This window comes from Lysobacter soyae, from assembly GCF_019551435.1.
Classification (GTDB): Bacteria; Pseudomonadota; Gammaproteobacteria; order Xanthomonadales; family Xanthomonadaceae; genus Solilutibacter; species Solilutibacter soyae.
Map to the genome: position 1 here is coordinate 734,386 of NZ_CP080544.1, position 16,227 is coordinate 750,612.

29 protein-coding genes are annotated in these 16,227 nt (G+C 58.9%); all 29 read left to right on the top strand.

The features are described 5' to 3' along the window. The first annotated feature begins 468 nt into the window (after positions 1-468). The 29 genes from rpsJ (at position 469) to H8L67_RS03555 (ending at position 16,208) form a co-directional block, all read left to right on the top strand. Entirely contained in the window at positions 469-780 is a 312-nt protein-coding gene (gene rpsJ, locus H8L67_RS03415) for a 30S ribosomal protein S10 (protein WP_076586709.1), read from the top strand. Between the two features lie 12 nt (positions 781-792). Beyond that, positions 793-1,449, top strand: coding sequence for a 50S ribosomal protein L3 (rplC, locus tag H8L67_RS03420; RefSeq protein ID WP_220380373.1), 657 nt, complete (start codon positions 793-795; stop codon positions 1,447-1,449). 2 nt (positions 1,450-1,451) lie between these two features. Beyond that, entirely contained in the window at positions 1,452-2,057 is a 606-nt protein-coding gene (gene rplD / locus H8L67_RS03425; RefSeq protein ID WP_220380374.1) for a 50S ribosomal protein L4, read from the top strand. Beyond that, positions 2,054-2,350 carry a 50S ribosomal protein L23 gene (gene rplW / locus H8L67_RS03430; protein WP_166295397.1) on the top strand — a complete coding sequence of 99 codons (297 nt, stop codon included), beginning with the start codon at positions 2,054-2,056 and terminating at the stop codon, positions 2,348-2,350. The genes rplD and rplW overlap by 4 nt, the downstream gene beginning before the upstream one ends. Positions 2,351-2,361: 11 nt before the next feature. Continuing rightward, on the top strand, positions 2,362-3,189 hold the full coding sequence (rplB, locus tag H8L67_RS03435) for a 50S ribosomal protein L2 (protein ID WP_220380375.1): 828 nt from the start codon (positions 2,362-2,364) through the stop codon (positions 3,187-3,189). A 6-nt stretch (positions 3,190-3,195) separates the two neighbouring features. Then, positions 3,196-3,465: a 30S ribosomal protein S19 gene (rpsS, locus tag H8L67_RS03440; protein WP_166295399.1), complete on the top strand. Its 270-nt coding sequence runs from the start codon at positions 3,196-3,198 to the stop codon at positions 3,463-3,465. 10 nt (positions 3,466-3,475) lie between these two features. Further along, positions 3,476-3,820, top strand: coding sequence for a 50S ribosomal protein L22 (gene rplV / locus H8L67_RS03445; RefSeq protein WP_220380376.1), 345 nt, complete (start codon positions 3,476-3,478; stop codon positions 3,818-3,820). A gap of 2 nt (positions 3,821-3,822) precedes the next feature. Further along, on the top strand, positions 3,823-4,572 hold the full coding sequence (rpsC, locus tag H8L67_RS03450; RefSeq protein WP_220380377.1) for a 30S ribosomal protein S3: 750 nt from the start codon (positions 3,823-3,825) through the stop codon (positions 4,570-4,572). A 3-nt stretch (positions 4,573-4,575) separates the two neighbouring features. Continuing rightward, entirely contained in the window at positions 4,576-4,989 is a 414-nt protein-coding gene (rplP, locus tag H8L67_RS03455) for a 50S ribosomal protein L16 (protein WP_220380378.1), read from the top strand. Further along, positions 4,989-5,177, top strand: coding sequence for a 50S ribosomal protein L29 (rpmC, locus tag H8L67_RS03460; RefSeq protein ID WP_220380379.1), 189 nt, complete (start codon positions 4,989-4,991; stop codon positions 5,175-5,177). Before rplP ends, rpmC begins: the two co-directional genes overlap by 1 nt. 17 nt (positions 5,178-5,194) lie before the next feature. Beyond that, positions 5,195-5,458, top strand: coding sequence for a 30S ribosomal protein S17 (rpsQ, locus tag H8L67_RS03465; protein WP_220380380.1), 264 nt, complete (start codon positions 5,195-5,197; stop codon positions 5,456-5,458). 14 nt (positions 5,459-5,472) lie between these two features. Beyond that, positions 5,473-5,841 (top strand): 50S ribosomal protein L14, encoded by a 369-nt coding sequence (rplN, locus tag H8L67_RS03470; RefSeq protein ID WP_166295413.1) that lies wholly within the window; start codon positions 5,473-5,475, stop codon positions 5,839-5,841. 11 nt (positions 5,842-5,852) lie between these two features. Continuing rightward, positions 5,853-6,170, top strand: coding sequence for a 50S ribosomal protein L24 (rplX, locus tag H8L67_RS03475; RefSeq protein ID WP_220380720.1), 318 nt, complete (start codon positions 5,853-5,855; stop codon positions 6,168-6,170). 11 nt (positions 6,171-6,181) lie between these two features. Next, positions 6,182-6,724, top strand: a complete 543-nt coding sequence (gene rplE, locus H8L67_RS03480) for a 50S ribosomal protein L5 (protein WP_220380381.1) — start codon at positions 6,182-6,184, stop codon at positions 6,722-6,724. A gap of 13 nt (positions 6,725-6,737) precedes the next feature. After that, positions 6,738-7,043 carry a 30S ribosomal protein S14 gene (gene rpsN / locus H8L67_RS03485; RefSeq protein WP_220380382.1) on the top strand — a complete coding sequence of 102 codons (306 nt, stop codon included), beginning with the start codon at positions 6,738-6,740 and terminating at the stop codon, positions 7,041-7,043. Between the two features lie 48 nt (positions 7,044-7,091). Then, on the top strand, positions 7,092-7,490 hold the full coding sequence (gene rpsH / locus H8L67_RS03490; RefSeq protein WP_220380383.1) for a 30S ribosomal protein S8: 399 nt from the start codon (positions 7,092-7,094) through the stop codon (positions 7,488-7,490). A gap of 16 nt (positions 7,491-7,506) precedes the next feature. Continuing rightward, positions 7,507-8,034 (top strand): 50S ribosomal protein L6, encoded by a 528-nt coding sequence (gene rplF / locus H8L67_RS03495; protein WP_220380384.1) that lies wholly within the window; start codon positions 7,507-7,509, stop codon positions 8,032-8,034. Positions 8,035-8,064: 30 nt separating this feature from the next. Continuing rightward, positions 8,065-8,418, top strand: a complete 354-nt coding sequence (gene rplR / locus H8L67_RS03500) for a 50S ribosomal protein L18 (protein ID WP_434063415.1) — start codon at positions 8,065-8,067, stop codon at positions 8,416-8,418. Between the two features lie 66 nt (positions 8,419-8,484). Beyond that, a complete protein-coding gene (gene rpsE / locus H8L67_RS03505; RefSeq protein ID WP_220380385.1) occupies positions 8,485-9,039 on the top strand; it encodes a 30S ribosomal protein S5 in 555 nt (184 codons plus the stop codon). Next, positions 9,026-9,220: a 50S ribosomal protein L30 gene (gene rpmD, locus H8L67_RS03510; RefSeq protein WP_166295429.1), complete on the top strand. Its 195-nt coding sequence runs from the start codon at positions 9,026-9,028 to the stop codon at positions 9,218-9,220. Before rpsE ends, rpmD begins: the two co-directional genes overlap by 14 nt. A gap of 4 nt (positions 9,221-9,224) precedes the next feature. Then, on the top strand, positions 9,225-9,662 hold the full coding sequence (gene rplO / locus H8L67_RS03515) for a 50S ribosomal protein L15 (RefSeq protein WP_220380386.1): 438 nt from the start codon (positions 9,225-9,227) through the stop codon (positions 9,660-9,662). Positions 9,663-9,669: 7 nt separating this feature from the next. Next, positions 9,670-11,025 carry a preprotein translocase subunit SecY gene (gene secY / locus H8L67_RS03520; protein WP_220380387.1) on the top strand — a complete coding sequence of 452 codons (1,356 nt, stop codon included), beginning with the start codon at positions 9,670-9,672 and terminating at the stop codon, positions 11,023-11,025. Between the two features lie 299 nt (positions 11,026-11,324). Continuing rightward, the gene (gene rpsM / locus H8L67_RS03525) at positions 11,325-11,681 is read left to right on the top strand and encodes a 30S ribosomal protein S13 (protein WP_220380388.1); all 357 of its coding nucleotides are present in this window, start codon (positions 11,325-11,327) and stop codon (positions 11,679-11,681) included. Positions 11,682-11,696: 15 nt separating this feature from the next. Beyond that, positions 11,697-12,086 carry a 30S ribosomal protein S11 gene (rpsK, locus tag H8L67_RS03530; RefSeq protein ID WP_220380389.1) on the top strand — a complete coding sequence of 130 codons (390 nt, stop codon included), beginning with the start codon at positions 11,697-11,699 and terminating at the stop codon, positions 12,084-12,086. Between the two features lie 14 nt (positions 12,087-12,100). Continuing rightward, entirely contained in the window at positions 12,101-12,730 is a 630-nt protein-coding gene (rpsD, locus tag H8L67_RS03535) for a 30S ribosomal protein S4 (RefSeq protein ID WP_166295449.1), read from the top strand. Between the two features lie 54 nt (positions 12,731-12,784). Beyond that, positions 12,785-13,783, top strand: coding sequence for a DNA-directed RNA polymerase subunit alpha (locus H8L67_RS03540; RefSeq protein ID WP_220380390.1), 999 nt, complete (start codon positions 12,785-12,787; stop codon positions 13,781-13,783). A 75-nt stretch (positions 13,784-13,858) separates the two neighbouring features. After that, positions 13,859-14,230, top strand: coding sequence for a 50S ribosomal protein L17 (gene rplQ / locus H8L67_RS03545; protein ID WP_220380391.1), 372 nt, complete (start codon positions 13,859-13,861; stop codon positions 14,228-14,230). A 68-nt stretch (positions 14,231-14,298) separates the two neighbouring features. Continuing rightward, complete coding sequence (locus H8L67_RS03550) at positions 14,299-14,829, top strand: disulfide bond formation protein B (protein WP_220380392.1); 531 nt, start codon at positions 14,299-14,301, stop codon at positions 14,827-14,829. Positions 14,830-14,861: 32 nt separating this feature from the next. Further along, complete coding sequence (locus H8L67_RS03555) at positions 14,862-16,208, top strand: class II 3-deoxy-7-phosphoheptulonate synthase (RefSeq protein WP_255556025.1); 1,347 nt, start codon at positions 14,862-14,864, stop codon at positions 16,206-16,208. Positions 16,209-16,227: the final 19 nt, after the last annotated feature.

Here is a 16,227-nt window from a genome sequence, read left to right on the forward strand (position 1 = left end):
TATTTAGGAGCGCCTCATCCGCCCCTGCGGGGCACCTTCTCCACGTAGTGGAGAAGGGGGGAGGGGTTGGGTGTATGATATGTGCCGGTGTTTGGGCTGCAGCCGTGAATTTTTTGTTCGCGGGGCTTGCGTAGTGCCTTGAATACCCGTTAGAATGTAAGACCACTTGCGAATACGTGTCCCAACAGGGGTCAAAACACGCCGCAGTGACGCGAAATGAGCGGCAGGATGCCTTGCTCGTCTTCGCCAGACAGGGACTTGTCGCGCAAAGATCTCACGCATACAGATGCGTGGGCGGCGCGGATTACGTTTCAGTCTGGGCAGGCCGGGAAACCGGGCCTGCCTTTGTCGTTTCAAGGATTTGCAATACGTCGAAACCGTAAAACCTGCGGGTTTTAAGGGTCGGCGCCCCGGGTCAGGCACACCTAGCTGCTTGGCCTTCGCTCTTTCAACCGAGGATTCACCGCCATGGCGGATCAAAAAATTCGTATCAGGCTCAAAGCCTTCGATCACCGACTGATCGATCGTTCGGCCAGCGAAATCGTGGAAACGGCCAAGCGCACCGGCGCTCAAGTCCGTGGTCCGATTCCGTTGCCGACCAAAACCGAACGCTACACCGTATTGACCTCGCCGCACGTCGACAAAGACGCGCGTGATCAGTACGAAACCCGCACGCACAAGCGCGTGCTCGATATCGTCGATCCGAACGACAAGACCGTGGACGCGCTGATGAAGCTCGAACTCGCGGCTGGCGTCGACGTGCAAATCAAGTTGACCTGAGGAGACTGACAGATGAGCGCGAAAATTCTTTCGCTCGGCATCGTCGGTCGCAAGGCCGGCATGAGCCGCATGTTCACCGAAGACGGCAAGTCCGTGCCGGTGACTCTGATTGAAGCAACGCCGAACCGCATCACCCAAGTGAAGACCCCGGAAACCGACGGCTACGCCGCGATCCAGGTCACCGCCGGTGTGAAGCGTGCGGCACTCGTAAACAAGACCGGTGCAGGTCACTACGCCAAGGCGAAAGTCGAAGCCGGCCGTGGCTTGTGGGAATTCCGCGTCGCTGATGAAAAAATCGCCGACTTCGCCGTGGGTGGCGAAATCAAGGCCGATATCTTCAGCGAGGGCCAAATCGTCGACGTCCAAGGCGTCACGAAGGGTAAGGGCTTCCAAGGCACCATCAAGCGCTGGAACTTCCGCATGGGTGACGCCACCCACGGTAACTCGCTGTCGCACCGCTCACCCGGTTCGATCGGCCAGCGCCAAACGCCGGGTCGTGTTTTCCCGGGCAAGAAGATGTCGGGTCACATGGGTCAAGACACGCAAACCACCCAAGGTCTCGCCATCGTGAAAGTTGACGCAGAACGCGGCCTCATCGCCGTGCGCGGCGCCGTTCCGGGTGCGCCGGGTGGCGACGTCATCGTGCGTCCGACGAGCAAGGGGGTCTGATCATGGAACTCGTTATCAACGGTAGCGGCAAGAAGGTCTCGGTTTCCGAAGCCATCTTCGGTCGCGAATTCAACCAGGACCTCGTCCAGCAGGTTGTGACCGCTTACCGCAACGCCGGTCGTTCGGGCACCAAGGCCCAGAAGACCCGTTCGGAAGTCAGCGGCACCACCAAGAAGTCGAAGAAGCAAAAGGGTGGCGGTGCACGTCACGGCGCCTTGACTGCTCCGATCTTCGTCGGTGGTGGTGTGACCTTCGCAGCAAAGCCGCGTAGCTTCGCGCAAAAGGTCAACCGCAAGATGTACCGCGCTGCGGTCATGTCGATCCTGTCGGAACTGAACCGTCAAAACCGTTTGACCATCGTTGAAGCGTTTGACGTCGATGCACCGAAGACAAGCGGCTTGGTTGCCAAGCTGGCTGATCTGAAGGCCGGCAAGCGTCCGCTGCTCGTGGTCGAAGATGCCAGCGAGAACCTGTATCTCGCCGCACGCAACATTCCGTACGTCGAAGTGCGCGATGTCCTGGGTCTCGACCCGGTCGCATTGGTCGCTTCCGACACCGTCGTCATGACGGAAGATGCGGTCAAGAAGATTGAGGAGTGGTTGGCATGAGCGCCACGAATGTATACGCAGTAATCCGCGCACCGCGCGTGTCTGAAAAGACCGCCCGTTTGCAGGAACTCTCCAACCAGTATGTCTTTGAAATCGCAACGACTGCTACGAAGGCTGACGTCAAAGCCGCCGTCGAGCAGATCTTCGAAGTCAAGGTCGAATCGGTGAACGTCGTCAACGTGAAGGGCAAGACCAAGAACTTCCGTCAACGCGCCGGCCGCCGCAGCGACTGGAAAAAAGCATACGTCAAGCTCGCTGATGGCCAGTCCATCGACGTGATGGCCAAGGCCTGAGGACACGACCCATGCCATTGATGACATTTAATCCCACCTCCCCCGGCCGTCGCAGCGCAGTCCGCGTTGTCACGCCCGATCTCCACAAGGGTGCGCCGTACGCGCCGTTGCTCGAGAAGAAGGGTAAGACCGGTGGTCGCAACAACTACGGCCGCATCACCACCCGTCACATCGGCGGTGGTCATAAGCAGCATTACCGCATCATCGACTTCAAGCGCGACAAAGAAGCCATTCCGGCGAAGGTCGAGCGCATTGAATACGATCCGAACCGCACTGCCCACATCGCTTTGTTGGTGTACGCAGACGGCGAACGTCGTTACATCATTGCGCCGAAGGGCTTGAAGGCCGGCGACCAAGTGCTCGCAGGTTCGGCATCGCCGATCCGTTCGGGCAACACCTTGCCGTTGCGCAACATTCCGGTCGGCACCACGGTGCATTGCATCGAAATGAAGCCGGGCAAGGGTGCACAAATGGCGCGCGCCGCCGGCGCAGGCGTCCAGTTGGTCGCTCGCGAACAAGGCTACGCCACGCTTCGTCTGCGCTCCGGCGAAATGCGCCGCGTGCCGGTCGAGTGCCGCGCAACCATCGGTGAAGTCGGCAACGTCGAGCACAGCCTCGAGAAGCTCGGCAAGGCCGGTGCCAAGCGCTGGCGCGGTATCCGTCCGACTGTTCGTGGTGCAGCCATGAACCCGGTGGATCACCCGCACGGTGGTGGTGAAGCAAAGGCTGGTCAGGGCAATCCGCATCCGGTTACACCGTGGGGCGTTCCGACCAAGGGTTACAAGACGCGCAAGAACAAGCGCACGCAGCAATTCATCGTTCGCGATCGCAGGGGTTGATAGAAGATGGCACGTTCACTAAAGAAAGGTCCGTTCATCGACCACCACCTGATCACGAAGGTGGAGGCCGCTGCCGGCAACACCAAGAAGCCGATCAAAACCTGGTCGCGTCGTTCCATGATCATGCCGGAAATGGTGGGTTACACCATTGCCGTGCATAACGGTAAAGCCCATGTGCCGGTGCTCGTCAACGAGCAAATGGTCGGTCACAAGCTTGGCGAATTCGCATTGACCCGTACGTTCAAGGGTCACGGCGGCGACAAGAAGGGGCGCTAAGGAAATGGCTATGAACACTAATGACGCCAAGGCGATTTTGCGCACCGCGCGCATTTCCCCGCAGAAGGCCCGTTTGGTCGCTGACCAAATCCGTGGCCTCCCGGCCGCACGCGCCCTCGACTTGCTGAAGTTCAGCGACAAGAAGGCGGCAGCGATGATTCACAAGTTGCTCTGGTCGGCCGTTTCCAATGCCGAAAACAACAACGGCGCCGATGCCGACGCACTGCGCGTGAAGACGATCATGGTCGATGAAGCACCGACCCTGAAGCGCTTCATGGCACGTGCCAAGGGCCGCGGTACGCGTATCACCAAGCGCACCAGCCACATCACCATTGTCGTCGGCGAGGGCAAATAATCATGGGTCATAAAGTAAACCCGATCGGCATCCGTCTTGGCATCGCCAAAGATTGGAACTCCAAGTGGTATGCCGGCAAGAAGGAATTCGCAGGTTTTCTCGCCGCCGATTTGAAGGTTCGTGAAATGCTGCGCAAGAAGCTCGCTTCGGCTGGCATCTCGCGCATCCTGATCGAACGTCCGGCTAAAACCGCTCGCGTCACCATCTTCACGGCACGTCCGGGTCTGGTGATCGGCAAGCGTGGTGAAGACATCGAAAAGCTGCGTAAGGAAGTCGGCGACATGATGGGCGTTCCGGCGCACATCAACGTCACCGAAGTCCGCAAGCCTGAACTGGACGCACAGCTGGTCGCTGAATCCATCGCACAACAGCTGGAACGCCGTATCATGTTCCGCCGTGCGATGAAGCGCTCGGTCGGTAATGCCATGCGCCTCGGCGCACTGGGCATCAAGGTCAATGTCGCAGGCCGTTTGAACGGTGCGGAAATCGCGCGTTCGGAATGGTACCGCGAAGGCCGCGTGCCGTTGCATACCCTCCGTGCCGACATCGACTACGGTTTTGCCGAAGCGCACACCACCTATGGTGTCATCGGTATCAAGGTGTGGATCTACAAGGGTGAAGTTTTCGACTTCAGCCAAGTGGGCCAAGAAAAGAACGACGAGCAGCCGCGCAATGAGCGTTCGGACCGCCCGGCACGTGCACCCCGTGCACCGCGTGGCGGCGACCGTGACAATCGCGAGGCAAGGGGCTAAGCCATGTTGCAACCGAAGCGAACCAAATACCGCAAACTCCACAAGGGTCGTAATGACGGCCTGGCATGGAGCTCCAATGCAGTGAGCTTTGGCGAATACGGTCTGCGTTCTACGCAAACCGGCCGCCTCACCGCTCGCCAAATCGAAGCCGCACGTCGTGCCATCTCCCGCTATGTGAAGCGCGGTGGCAAGATGTGGATCCGCGTGTTCCCGGACAAGCCGATTACCCAAAAGCCGATCGAAGTCCGCATGGGCTCGGGTAAGGGTAACGTCGAGTACTGGGTGGCACAGATCCAACCCGGCCGCATGATTTATGAAATCGAAGGTGTGGACGAAGCAACGGCACGCGAAGCGTTCCGCCTTGCCGCCGCCAAGCTTTCGGTCACCACCCAATTCGTGACCCGGACGGTGCGCTAATGAGCATTAAAGAACTCCGCCAAAAGTCGGCCGCCGACTTGAATGGCCATCTGGTTGAGCTCCAAAAGGAGCAATTCGCCCTGCGTATGCAGAAGGTGACCGGCCAAATGACCAAGACCCACGAAATTCGTCGCGTGCGCCGTGAAATCGCCCGCGTGAAAATGCTGCTTGGCGCCGCCAAGCAGTAACCCACCAGGACTTGACCATGAACAATACTGATAAAAAGCAGCACTCGGTCGAAGGTCGCGTGGTGAGCAACAAGATGGACAAGACGGTCACCGTTCTTGTCGAGCGCCAAATCAAGCACGCGCTCTACGGCAAGTTCATCCGCCGTTCCACCAAGTTGCACGCTCACGACGCAGACAATTCGTGCAATGAAGGTGATTTCGTCCGCATCGTCGAATGCGCGCCGTTGTCGAAAACCAAAAACTGGCGCGTCGTCGAAATCGTCGCCCGCGCAGCTGAATAAGAGGAGGCACAGCCATGATTCAAATGCAAAGCCATCTCGATGTCGCTGACAACTCGGGTGCGAAAGAAGTGATGTGCATCAAGGTGCTCGGCGGCTCCAAGCGCCGTTACGCCCACATCGGCGACATCATCAAGGTGTCGGTGAAAGATGCCATTCCGCGCGGCAAGGTCAAGAAGGGCGAGGTGTACAACGCTGTCGTCGTTCGTACCCGCAAGGGCGTTCGCCGCCCGGACGGTTCGTTGATCCGTTTCGACGGCAACGCAGCCGTGCTGCTCAATAACAAGCATGAACCGATCGGTACCCGTATCTTCGGACCGGTGACGCGCGAACTGCGCTCCGAGAAGTTCATGAAGATCGTTTCGCTTGCACCTGAAGTGCTCTGAGCCGGAGATATCTGATGAACCGAATCAAGAAAGGCGATCAAGTGATCGTCATTGCCGGCAAGGACAAGGGCAAGAAAGGTGATGTTGTAAGCGTGGGTGGCGGCAAAGTCGTCGTCTCGAACGTCAACATGATCAAGCGCCACACCAAGCCGAACCCGCAAGCCGGCGTGGCTGGCGGTGTGATTGAACGTGAAGCGGCAATCGACGCTTCGAATGTGATGCTGTTCAACCCTGCCTCGGGCAAGGGTGAGCGCGTCGGTATCAAGGTGCTGGAGAATGGACGCAAAATTCGCGTGTTCCGCTCCAGTGGCGATGCAATTGACGCCTGAGGACTGAACCCATGACCACCCGTCTCGAAAAAATCTACAAGGAAGAAGTGGTGCCGGTGCTGATGAAGCGCTTTGGCTACACCAATCCGATGCAAGTTCCGCGGATCGAAAAGATCACCATCAACATGGGCGTGGGCGAAGCAGCAACCAATAAGAAAGTGTTGGAAAACGCCGTGGCAGACCTTGCCAAGATCACCGGTCAACAACCGATCATCACGAAGAGCCGCGTGTCGGTCGCTTCGTTCAAGATCCGTGATGGCTGGCCGATCGGCACCAAGGTGACCCTGCGTCGCGCCAAGATGTACGAATTCCTCGATCGCCTGATCAACGTCTCGCTCCCGCGCGTGCGTGACTTCCGTGGCGTGAATGGTCGTTCGTTCGACGGTCGCGGCAACTACAATATGGGCCTGAAGGAACAGATCATCTTCCCGGAAATCGACTTCGACGCCGTCGACGCGCTCCGCGGTATGGATATCGCCATCACCACGTCCGCCCGCACCAACGAAGAAGCCAAGGCATTGCTCGAAGCCTTCCGCTTCCCGTTCCGCAACTAATTGAGGAATTGACATGGCCAAGACTTCCATGATCAACCGCGAAGTGAAGCGCGCCAAACTCGCCGACAAGTACGCCGGCAAGCGCGCAGCACTCAAAAAGATCATCGCCAGCGCTGACGCATCCTACGAAGAAAAGATGGATGCATCGGCCAAGCTGCAAAAGCTGCCGCGCGATTCCTCGCCTGCACGCCAAATGAGCCGTTGCGCGCTGACCGGTCGTCCCCAGGGCGTCTACAGCAAGTTCGGCTTGGGCCGCAACAAGCTCCGCGAAGCCACCATGCGTGGTGACGTTCCGGGCTTGCGCAAAGCCTCCTGGTAATACCCACACCGCTTAATCGCGGATATCGATGCTAAAGGAAATACTCGTATGAGCATGACTGATCCAATCGCCGACATGCTGGTCCGCATCAAGAATGCGGCCGCTGTTCGCAAGCCGACGGTGAAAATGCCGTCCTCCAAAATCAAGGTCGCCATCGCCGGCGTCTTGAAGGCTGAAGGCTACATCACCGACTTCCGTACCTCGGATATCGGCAACAACAAAGCCGAACTCGAAATCCAATTGAAGTACTTCGAAGGCCGTCCGGTCATCGAACGCTTGCATCGCGTTTCGCGTTCGGGCCTGCGCCAATACCGCAGCAAGCACGACTTGCCGAAGGTCCTCGGTGGCCTGGGTATCGCCATCGTCTCCACCTCGAAAGGCATCATGACCGACTCGCAAGCACGCCACCAAGGCGTCGGCGGTGAAGTCCTGTGCTTCGTGGCTTGATCGGGAGTATTCGAATATGTCACGTGTAGCCAAACAACCGATCGCCCTGCCGAAGGGTGTGGAAGTCAAGACCGAAAACGGCCAAATCGTTGTGAAGGGCGGCAAGGGCACCTTGTCGATCGCGCAACCGGAAGGCGTCAACTACGCTGTCGAAGACGGCAACGTCGTCATGAGCGCCGCCGACCCGTCCAAAGTGCCGCTGACCGGCACCTTGCGCGCCATCCTCGCCAACATGGTGAAGGGCGTTTCGGAAGGTTTCGAACGCAAGCTTGAACTCGTCGGCGTGGGTTACCGCGCAGCCGTTCAAGGCAAGGATCTGAACCTTCAGCTCGGTTTTTCGCATCCGGTCGTGTTTCCCGCGCCGGAAGGCATTACCATTGCAACCCCGACCCAGACTGAAATCCTGGTTTCGGGTGCCGACAAGCAACTCGTCGGTCAAGTGGCAGCCAAGATCCGTGGGTTCCGCCCGCCGGAGCCGTACAAGGGCAAGGGCGTGAAGTACTCAGACGAAGTCATCATCCGCAAGGAAGCCAAGAAGGCCTAATCGGCCGATCCGCTTTCAGGAGTTATTGCAATGGAAAAGAAAATCGCACGTCTGCGCCGCGCCAAGTCCACGCGCGCCCGCATCCGCATCCTCGGTGTGCCGCGCCTTTCGGTGCTGCGTACCGGTCAACACATTTATGCCCAGCTCTTTTCGGCTGACGGCGCAACGGTGATCGCTTCGGCGAACACCTTGCAAGCCGAAGTCGGCGGTGGTTTGAAGAGCAAGAAGAACATCGAAGCAGCCGCACAAGTCGGCCGCGTCATTGCCGAGCGCGCCAAGGCCGCCGGGATTGATTCGATTGCTTTCGACCGTTCGGGCTACCGCTACCACGGTCGCATCAAGGCTTTGGCCGATGCCGCACGTGAAGCGGGCTTGCAGTTCTAAGCAACACGCAACAGTCCAACAACAATAAGCGGCATCAGCCGTAATCACATTCAATAGAGAACAATCATGGCAAATGAGCAACGCGAACCCCGCGGCCGCGATCGCAACAACGATCGCTCGCGCGAGGAATACGATGACGGCATGATCGAAAAGCTGGTCGCGGTCAACCGCGTCAGCAAGACGGTCAAGGGCGGTCGCCAATTCACCTTCACCGCGCTGACTGTCGTCGGCGACGGTTCGGGTAAAGTCGGTTTCGGTTATGGCAAAGCACGTGAAGTGCCGATCGCCATCCAGAAGTCGATGGAACAAGCCCGCAAGAACATGTCGGTCGTCGACCTGAACAACGGCACCTTGTGGCACGAAGTGAAGGCCGGTCACGGCGCGGCACGCGTGTTCATGAAGCCGGCGTCCGAAGGTACCGGCGTCATCGCCGGTGGCGCCATGCGCGCCGTGCTTGAAGCCGTGGGCGTCAAAGACGTTTTGGCCAAGGCCGTCGGTTCGCGCAACCCGATCAATCTCGTCCGCGCAACGTTGAAGGGCCTGGTGCAAATGCACTCGCCGTCCAACATCGCTTCGAAGCGTGGCAAGACCGTTGAGGAGATCATGCATGTCCGCAACTAATTCCACCGGCACCGTGAAGGTGCGTCTGGTCAAGGGTCTGCGTGGTTCGCAGGCAAAGCATCGTTTGTCGGTTCGTGCGCTGGGCTTGAACAAGCTCAACGACGTGCGTGAACTGAAAGACTGCCCGCAGGTTCGTGGTCTGATCAACAAGGTCCACTACCTGGTGAAGGTCGAGGAATAATCACATGAAGCTCAATACCATCAAGCGCGCCGCTGGCGCGCTCACCGCGCCGAAGCGCGTCGGCCGCGGCATCGGCTCCGGCCTCGGCAAGACCTGTGGCCGTGGCCACAAGGGTTCGTTCGCACGCGCCGGCAAGGGCAAGATCAAGGCCGGCTTCGAAGGCGGTCAAATGCCGATGCACATGCGTCTGCCGAAGATCGGTTTCCGTTCCAAGATGGCTGCCGATACCGCGGAAGTGTTGTTGTACAAGCTCGACTTGCTCGATGCCGGTACCGTTGATTTCGCGGCCTTGCGTGCTGCCAAGCTGGTGCCGAGCACCGCGAAGCGCGCCAAGATCGTGATGAAGGGTGAAGTCACCAAGGCATTCGTGCTGAAGGGTGTGACCGCAACTGCAGGTGCCAAGGCGGCGATCGAAGCCGCTGGCGGCAAGTTCGAGGAGTAAGGGTCGGATGTCGCGTAGCGGCAACGCCATCGGCGGCGTGGGCGGGCTCGGTCAATTTACCGAGCTCCGTCAACGCCTGCTGTTCGTTTTGGGCGCCATGATCGTATATCGGTTGGGCTGTTTCATCCCGGTGCCGGGCGTCAATCCCGAAGCCATGACCGCGCTCATGGACTCCCAGAAGGGCACGATCGTCGACATGTTCAACATGTTCTCCGGTGGTGCGCTTCACCGTTTCAGCGTGTTCGCGTTGAACGTGATGCCTTACATTTCGGCATCCATCATCATCCAGCTCTGTGCGCAGATCTTCCCGAGCTTGAAAGCCATCCAGAAGGAAGGTGAGTCGGGTCGTCGGAAAATCACCCAATGGTCGCGCCTCGCCGCTGTGCCTTTGGCGATCTTCCAAGCCTTCGGTATCGCGGTCGCGCTGCAAAACTCGGGCGCAGCCAACGGCATTGCCGTGGTGTACAACCCGGGTCCGGCCTTCATCCTCACGGCCGTCATTTCCTTGACCGCCGGCACCATGTTCCTGATGTGGTTGGGTGAGCAAATGACCGAGCGCGGCATCGGCAACGGTGTGTCGCTAATCATCTTTGCAGGGATCGTGGCGGGCTTGCCCAGTGCTGTCATCAGCACCGTCAAGGCGACGTTGGACGGCAACATGTCGGCCATTGCCTTGATCGTGGTCGCATTGGTGGTGTTCGCATTCACCTACCTCGTGGTCTTCGTCGAACGCGGCCAACGCCGTGTCACGGTGAATTACGCGCGGGCAGGGCAGTCGGGTCGTCGCGGTTTCAACAACCAGTCCTCGTTCCTGCCGTTGAAGCTGAACATGGCCGGCGTCATTCCGCCGATCTTCGCCTCGTCGATCATCATGTTCCCGGCAACCGCCGCGCAATGGTTCGGCACCTCCGGTTCCGCCGCCACGCAGTGGATGCAACGCGTTGCCCAGGCCCTGTCGCCCGGTCAGCCGCTGCACATGATCCTTTTCAGTGCCTTGATCATCGGTTTCGCGTTCTTCTACACCGCCTTGGTGTTCAACTCGCAAGAAACCGCAGACAACCTGAAGAAGTCGGGCGCCCTGATTCCGGGCATCCGTCCGGGCCGTGCCACGGCGGAATATGTGGACGGCGTGTTGACCCGTTTGACGCTGGTCGGCGCTATCTACTTGACAGCGGTATGCATCTTGCCTGAAATTATGCGCACCCAATTGGGCACCTCGTTCTACTTCGGCGGCACATCGCTGCTCATCGTGGTCGTGGTGGTCATGGACTTCATTGCGCAGATTCAGGCGCATTTGATGTCGCACCAGTATCAAAGCCTCCTCAAAAAGGCGAATCTCAAAGGCGGCGCCCGCGGGCGCTGACCACAGCATCCGAGCGGAACATCAGTCTCCGCCGGATGAAATGGGCGACTTGCGCGGCTGTCCCGCGCGCAAGTGACCCGGTTCCGATGCGCACGCCAGAGTAGCGAGCGCGGCGGGGCAGCCTGCAAGGGCTGCCTTCTGCCTAGGACCAGGTCTTCGCCGGAGCATGGGCACACTCCCCATGCCGGGCCGTCAGAACAGCGTCGGCTTCAATAAACCTCGGGACATTGCTATACTTGAACGTTTCCCCGCCCAGTTCTTAAGAGCTGTGCTTCAATTTTTTCGTTGGAGATCGCCTCATGGCGCGTATCGCAGGCGTCAATCTGCCTGCCCAGAAGCATGTCTGGGTCGGATTGCAAAGCATTTACGGCATCGGTCGTACCCGTTCCAAACTCGTGTGTGACGCCGCTGGCGTGACCAAAACCACCAAAATCCGCGATCTGTCGGAGCCGGAAGTCGAGCGCCTGCGTTCGGAAATCGGTAAGTTCATCGTCGAAGGCGACCTGCGTCGTGAAGTCGGCATGGCCATCAAGCGTTTGATGGACATGGGCAGCTTCCGTGGCTTGCGTCACCGTCGTGGCCTGCCGCTGCGTGGTCAGCGCACCCGTACCAATGCTCGCACCCGTAAGGGTCCGCGCAAGGCCATCAAGAAGTAAGGGAGTCCATAGACCATGGCCAAGCCAGCAGTTAAAACGAAGAAGAAGATCAAGCGCGTCGTCACCGACGGCATTGCACACGTGCACGCTTCCTTCAACAACACGATCATCACCATCACCGACCGCCAAGGCAATGCATTGTCCTGGGCGACTTCGGGTGGTGCCGGCTTCCGCGGTTCGCGCAAGTCGACCCCGTTTGCAGCACAGGTCGCCGCCGAAAAGGCCGGTCGCGCTGCACTCGACTACGGTGTGAAGGCGCTCGAAGTGCGTATCAAGGGCCCGGGCCCGGGCCGTGAATCGGCCGTGCGTTCTTTGAACAGCGTCGGTTACAAAATTCTCAACATCACGGACGTGACGCCAATCCCGCACAACGGTTGCCGTCCGCCGAAAAAGCGTCGCGTCTGAGGAGTTGACAAGACATGGCACGTTATATTGGACCTACCTGTAAGCTCGCGCGTCGCGAAGGCGCCGACCTTTCCCTCAAGAGCCCGGCCCGCGCCCTCGATTCCAAGTGCAAACTGGAACAGAAGCCCGGCCAGCATGGTGCTACCGCCCGTAAGGGCAAGCTCTCCGACTACGCCACCCAGCTGCGTGAAAAGCAGAAGGTCAAGCGTATCTACGGTTTGCTCGAGCGCCAATTCCGCAATTACTACAAGAAGGCGTCGACCAAGAAGGGCAACACCGGTGAAAACCTGTTGCAACTCCTGGAAACCCGCCTGGACAACGTCGTCTTCCGTATGGGCTTCGCTGTCACCCGTGCATCCGCTCGCCAATTGGTCTCGCACCGCGGCGTGTTGGTCAACGGCAAGTACGTGAACCTGCCTTCCTACCAAGTCAAGGCCGGTGACGCGATCTCGCTTTCCGAACGCGCGCAAAAGCAACTCCGCGTGCAGGAAGCACTGACGCTTTCCCAACAGATGGATCTTTCTCCGTCTTGGGTTGACGTTGATGCAGGCAAGTTCTCCGGCGTGTTCAAGGCTGTGCCTGACCGCGGCGACCTGCCGGCCGACATCAACGAAGCGCTGATCGTCGAGTTGTACTCGAAGTAATCCCCTTAGCAAAGCACCCCGGTCTTTGGTCGGGGTGTCATGGAGACGCCATACATGTCGGCAATTGCCAACCAAGTCCTGCGCCCGCGTGCTCCTCAAATCGAGCGTATCACCGACCTTCGCTCGAAGGTTGTGATCGAGCCGCTCGAACGCGGCTACGGACACACGCTGGGCAACGCCCTGCGCCGTGTCCTGCTTTCGTCCATCCCGGGTTTCGCTGTCACGGAAGTGAGCATCGATGGCGTGGTGCACGAATACAGCACCATCGAAGGCTTGCAAGAAGACGTGCTTGAAGTGTTGTTGAACCTCAAGGATGTCGCCATTCGCATGGCCAGCGGCGAAACCGCAACCCTGACCTTGTCCAAACAAGGTGCGGGCGTTGTGACCGCCGGTGATATCAAAACGGATTCCAATGTTGAAATCGTGAATCCGGACCATGTGATCTGCAACCTGACCAAGGACACGCAGATCAACATGCAACTCAAGATCGAGCGCGGTTTCGGCTATCAGCCGGCTGCCCAACGCCGTTCTCCCGACGAAGACACCAGCACCGTGGGTCGTTTGATGCTCGACGCATCGTTCTCCCCGGTTCGCCGCGTGGCTTATGCCGTGGAAGCTGCGCGTGTTGAACAGCGCACCAACCTCGACAAGCTTGTGCTCGACATCGAAACCAACGGCACGATCGATGCGGAAGAAGCGGTGCGTACCGCCTCCAACATCTTGATCGAGCAGTTGTCGGTGTTCGGCGATTTCGTACCGCGCCAAGCAGGTGCGCCGAAGCAACAAGCCGGTGGCGTGGATCCGATGCTGATGCGTCCGATCGACGACCTCGACTTGACCGTGCGTTCGGCTAATTGCCTGAAGGCCGAAAGCATTTACTACGTCGGTGAACTGATCCAAAAGACCGAAGTGGAATTGCTGAAGACCCCGAATCTTGGCAAGAAGTCGCTGACCGAAATCAAGGAAGTGCTTGCACAGCACGGCTTGTCGCTCGGCATGAAAGTTGACAATTGGCCGCCTGCTGGCGTTTCGCAGCACGGCATGATGGGGTAAACCCGTCGGCCCCGTTGGCAACGGCGGGGCAGACCGGCAAGCCCACTGACAGATATTTGAGTAGGAATCACGACCATGCGCCACCAGAAATCCGGACGCAAATTCTCCCGCACCAGCTCGCACCGCGAAGCAATGTTCCGCAACATGGCGGCTTCATTGATCAAGCATGAGCTGATCAAGACCACTTTGCCGAAGGCCAAGGAACTGCGCCGCGTCGCAGAGCCGCTGATCACCTTGGCAAAAACCGACGGCGTTGCAAACCGCCGCTTGGCTTTCTCGCGCTTGCGTGACAAAGAAGCAGTGGGCACCTTGTTCACCGTGCTCGGCCCGCGTTACACCAGCCGCCCCGGCGGTTATGTGCGCATCCTGAAGTGCGGCTTCCGCGACGGCGACAACGCGCCGATGGCGTATGTCGAACTCGTCGACCGCCCGGTTGCGGCTGATTGATCGAATTTGCACAGCAGTAAATGGAAAACCCCAGTCAATCGGCTGGGGTTTTTTGTTATTGTGTCCGGATGGACATTCCGTTGCTTCCAAAAGCGTTTCGTTCTCGCTGTTTGCTCGCTGCCTTCGCGTGCGCGGCGATGCTGGCGTATGCGTTTTATGCGCAATTCCAAGAAGGTTTGATGCCCTGTGCTTTCTGCATTTTTCAGCGCGTCTGCTATGCCGCATTGGGCTTGGTATTTCTGATCGCCGGATTGCATGCGCCGCGCCCGGGTAAGGGCCGCAAGATTTACGCGGGATTGGCCGTGATCATCGCCTTGATCGGCGCCGGCATCGCCTTCCGTCATGTCTGGGTGCAGTTGTATCCGCCGGCCATGGCCATGTGCGGATCACCGCTTGAGTTCATGCTGCAAACCATGTCATTCGACAACGTCATTCGAAAGGTGTTGACCGCGAGCGGCGATTGCAGCAACACCGACTGGAAACTATTCGGCATGACCATGCCGGCATGGAGCCTGATTGCATTCCTTGGGTTCGCCTGTTGGGCGATACGCGCAGGATGGTTCACGCATGCACGCGATGGATGGAGACGTTTTAAGTGAGTTCGGCACACGCCGCGTCCGGAGTCTCCCCATTGCAAACAGAAACCACTTGGACGCCTCAGAGCTGGCACGACAAAGTGGCTTTGCAGCAACCGAACTACCCGGACTTGGACAAACTCCAAGACGCCGTCGACGAAGTGCGCAGCTTGCCGCCGTTGGTGACCTCTTGGGAAATCTTGTCGTTGCAATCGCAGATTGCCGAGGCACAGGAAGGCAAGCGGTTTTTGCTGCAAGGTGGCGATTGCGCGGAGATTTTTGCCGACTGCACCAACGATGTCATCTCCAATCGCCTGAAAGTGCTGTTGCAAATGAGTTTGGTCTTGGTGCACGGCCTTCGTGTGCCCGTGGTTCGCGTCGGGCGATTTGCCGGGCAATACGCAAAGCCGCGCTCGGCCGATCTCGAAGTGCGGGATGGCAAGGCCTTGCCGAGCTATCGCGGCGACATCATCAATTCACCCGAATTCACCGAGGAGGCGCGTACACCGGATCCGCGCCGCATGATCCGTGCGCATGCGCGTTCCGCAATGACGCTCAATTTCGTGCGTGCATTGATTGACGGCGGGTTTGCCGACTTGCATCACCCGGAATACTGGGACTTGGCCTGGATGAAAGATTCGCCGCTGCTCGGCGAATACCAGCGCATGGTCGACGGCGTCCGTGATTCGGTGCAATTCATGGAAACGCTGTCGGGCCATGCTTTGCGCAACATGGACACGGTCGATTTCTATACCTCGCACGAAGCCCTGTTGTTGCCCTACGAAGAAGCGGTGACGCGGGAAGTGCCGAGGCAAACGGGCTGGTTCAACATGGGCACGCATTTCCCGTGGATCGGCATGCGCACCGCGGCCGATGACGGTGCGCATCTGGAATACATGCGCGGCATCCGCAATCCCATTGCAGTGAAGGTCGGCCCGTCGGTGACGCCGGACGCGCTTCGTCGTGTGATTGCGCGTTTGAACCCCGACAACTTGCCCGGTCGCCTCACCTTGATTCACCGCATGGGTGTGAACGAAGTCGAAGCCAAGTTGCCGCCGCTGTTGCGTAGCGTTCAAGCCGACGGCAGTCGTGTTCTCTGGGTGTGCGATCCGATGCACGGCAACACCGAGACCGCGGCCAACGGCTTGAAGACCCGCCGCTTCGACAACATTCGTGGCGAGATCGAACGTTCGTTTGATGTCCACGCCGCGTGTGGAACACGATTGGGCGGTGTCCATCTCGAGCTCACCGGTGAAAACGTCACCGAGTGCACCGGTGGCGCGCGTGCGTTGACTGACTTGGATCTGGAGCGTGACTATCGCACCACTGTGGATCCGCGTTTGAATGACGAGCAAGCGCTCGAACTTGCCATGTGCATTGTCCGCAAACAAAACAAAGCCTGAGCCGCAACCCCGGCATTGA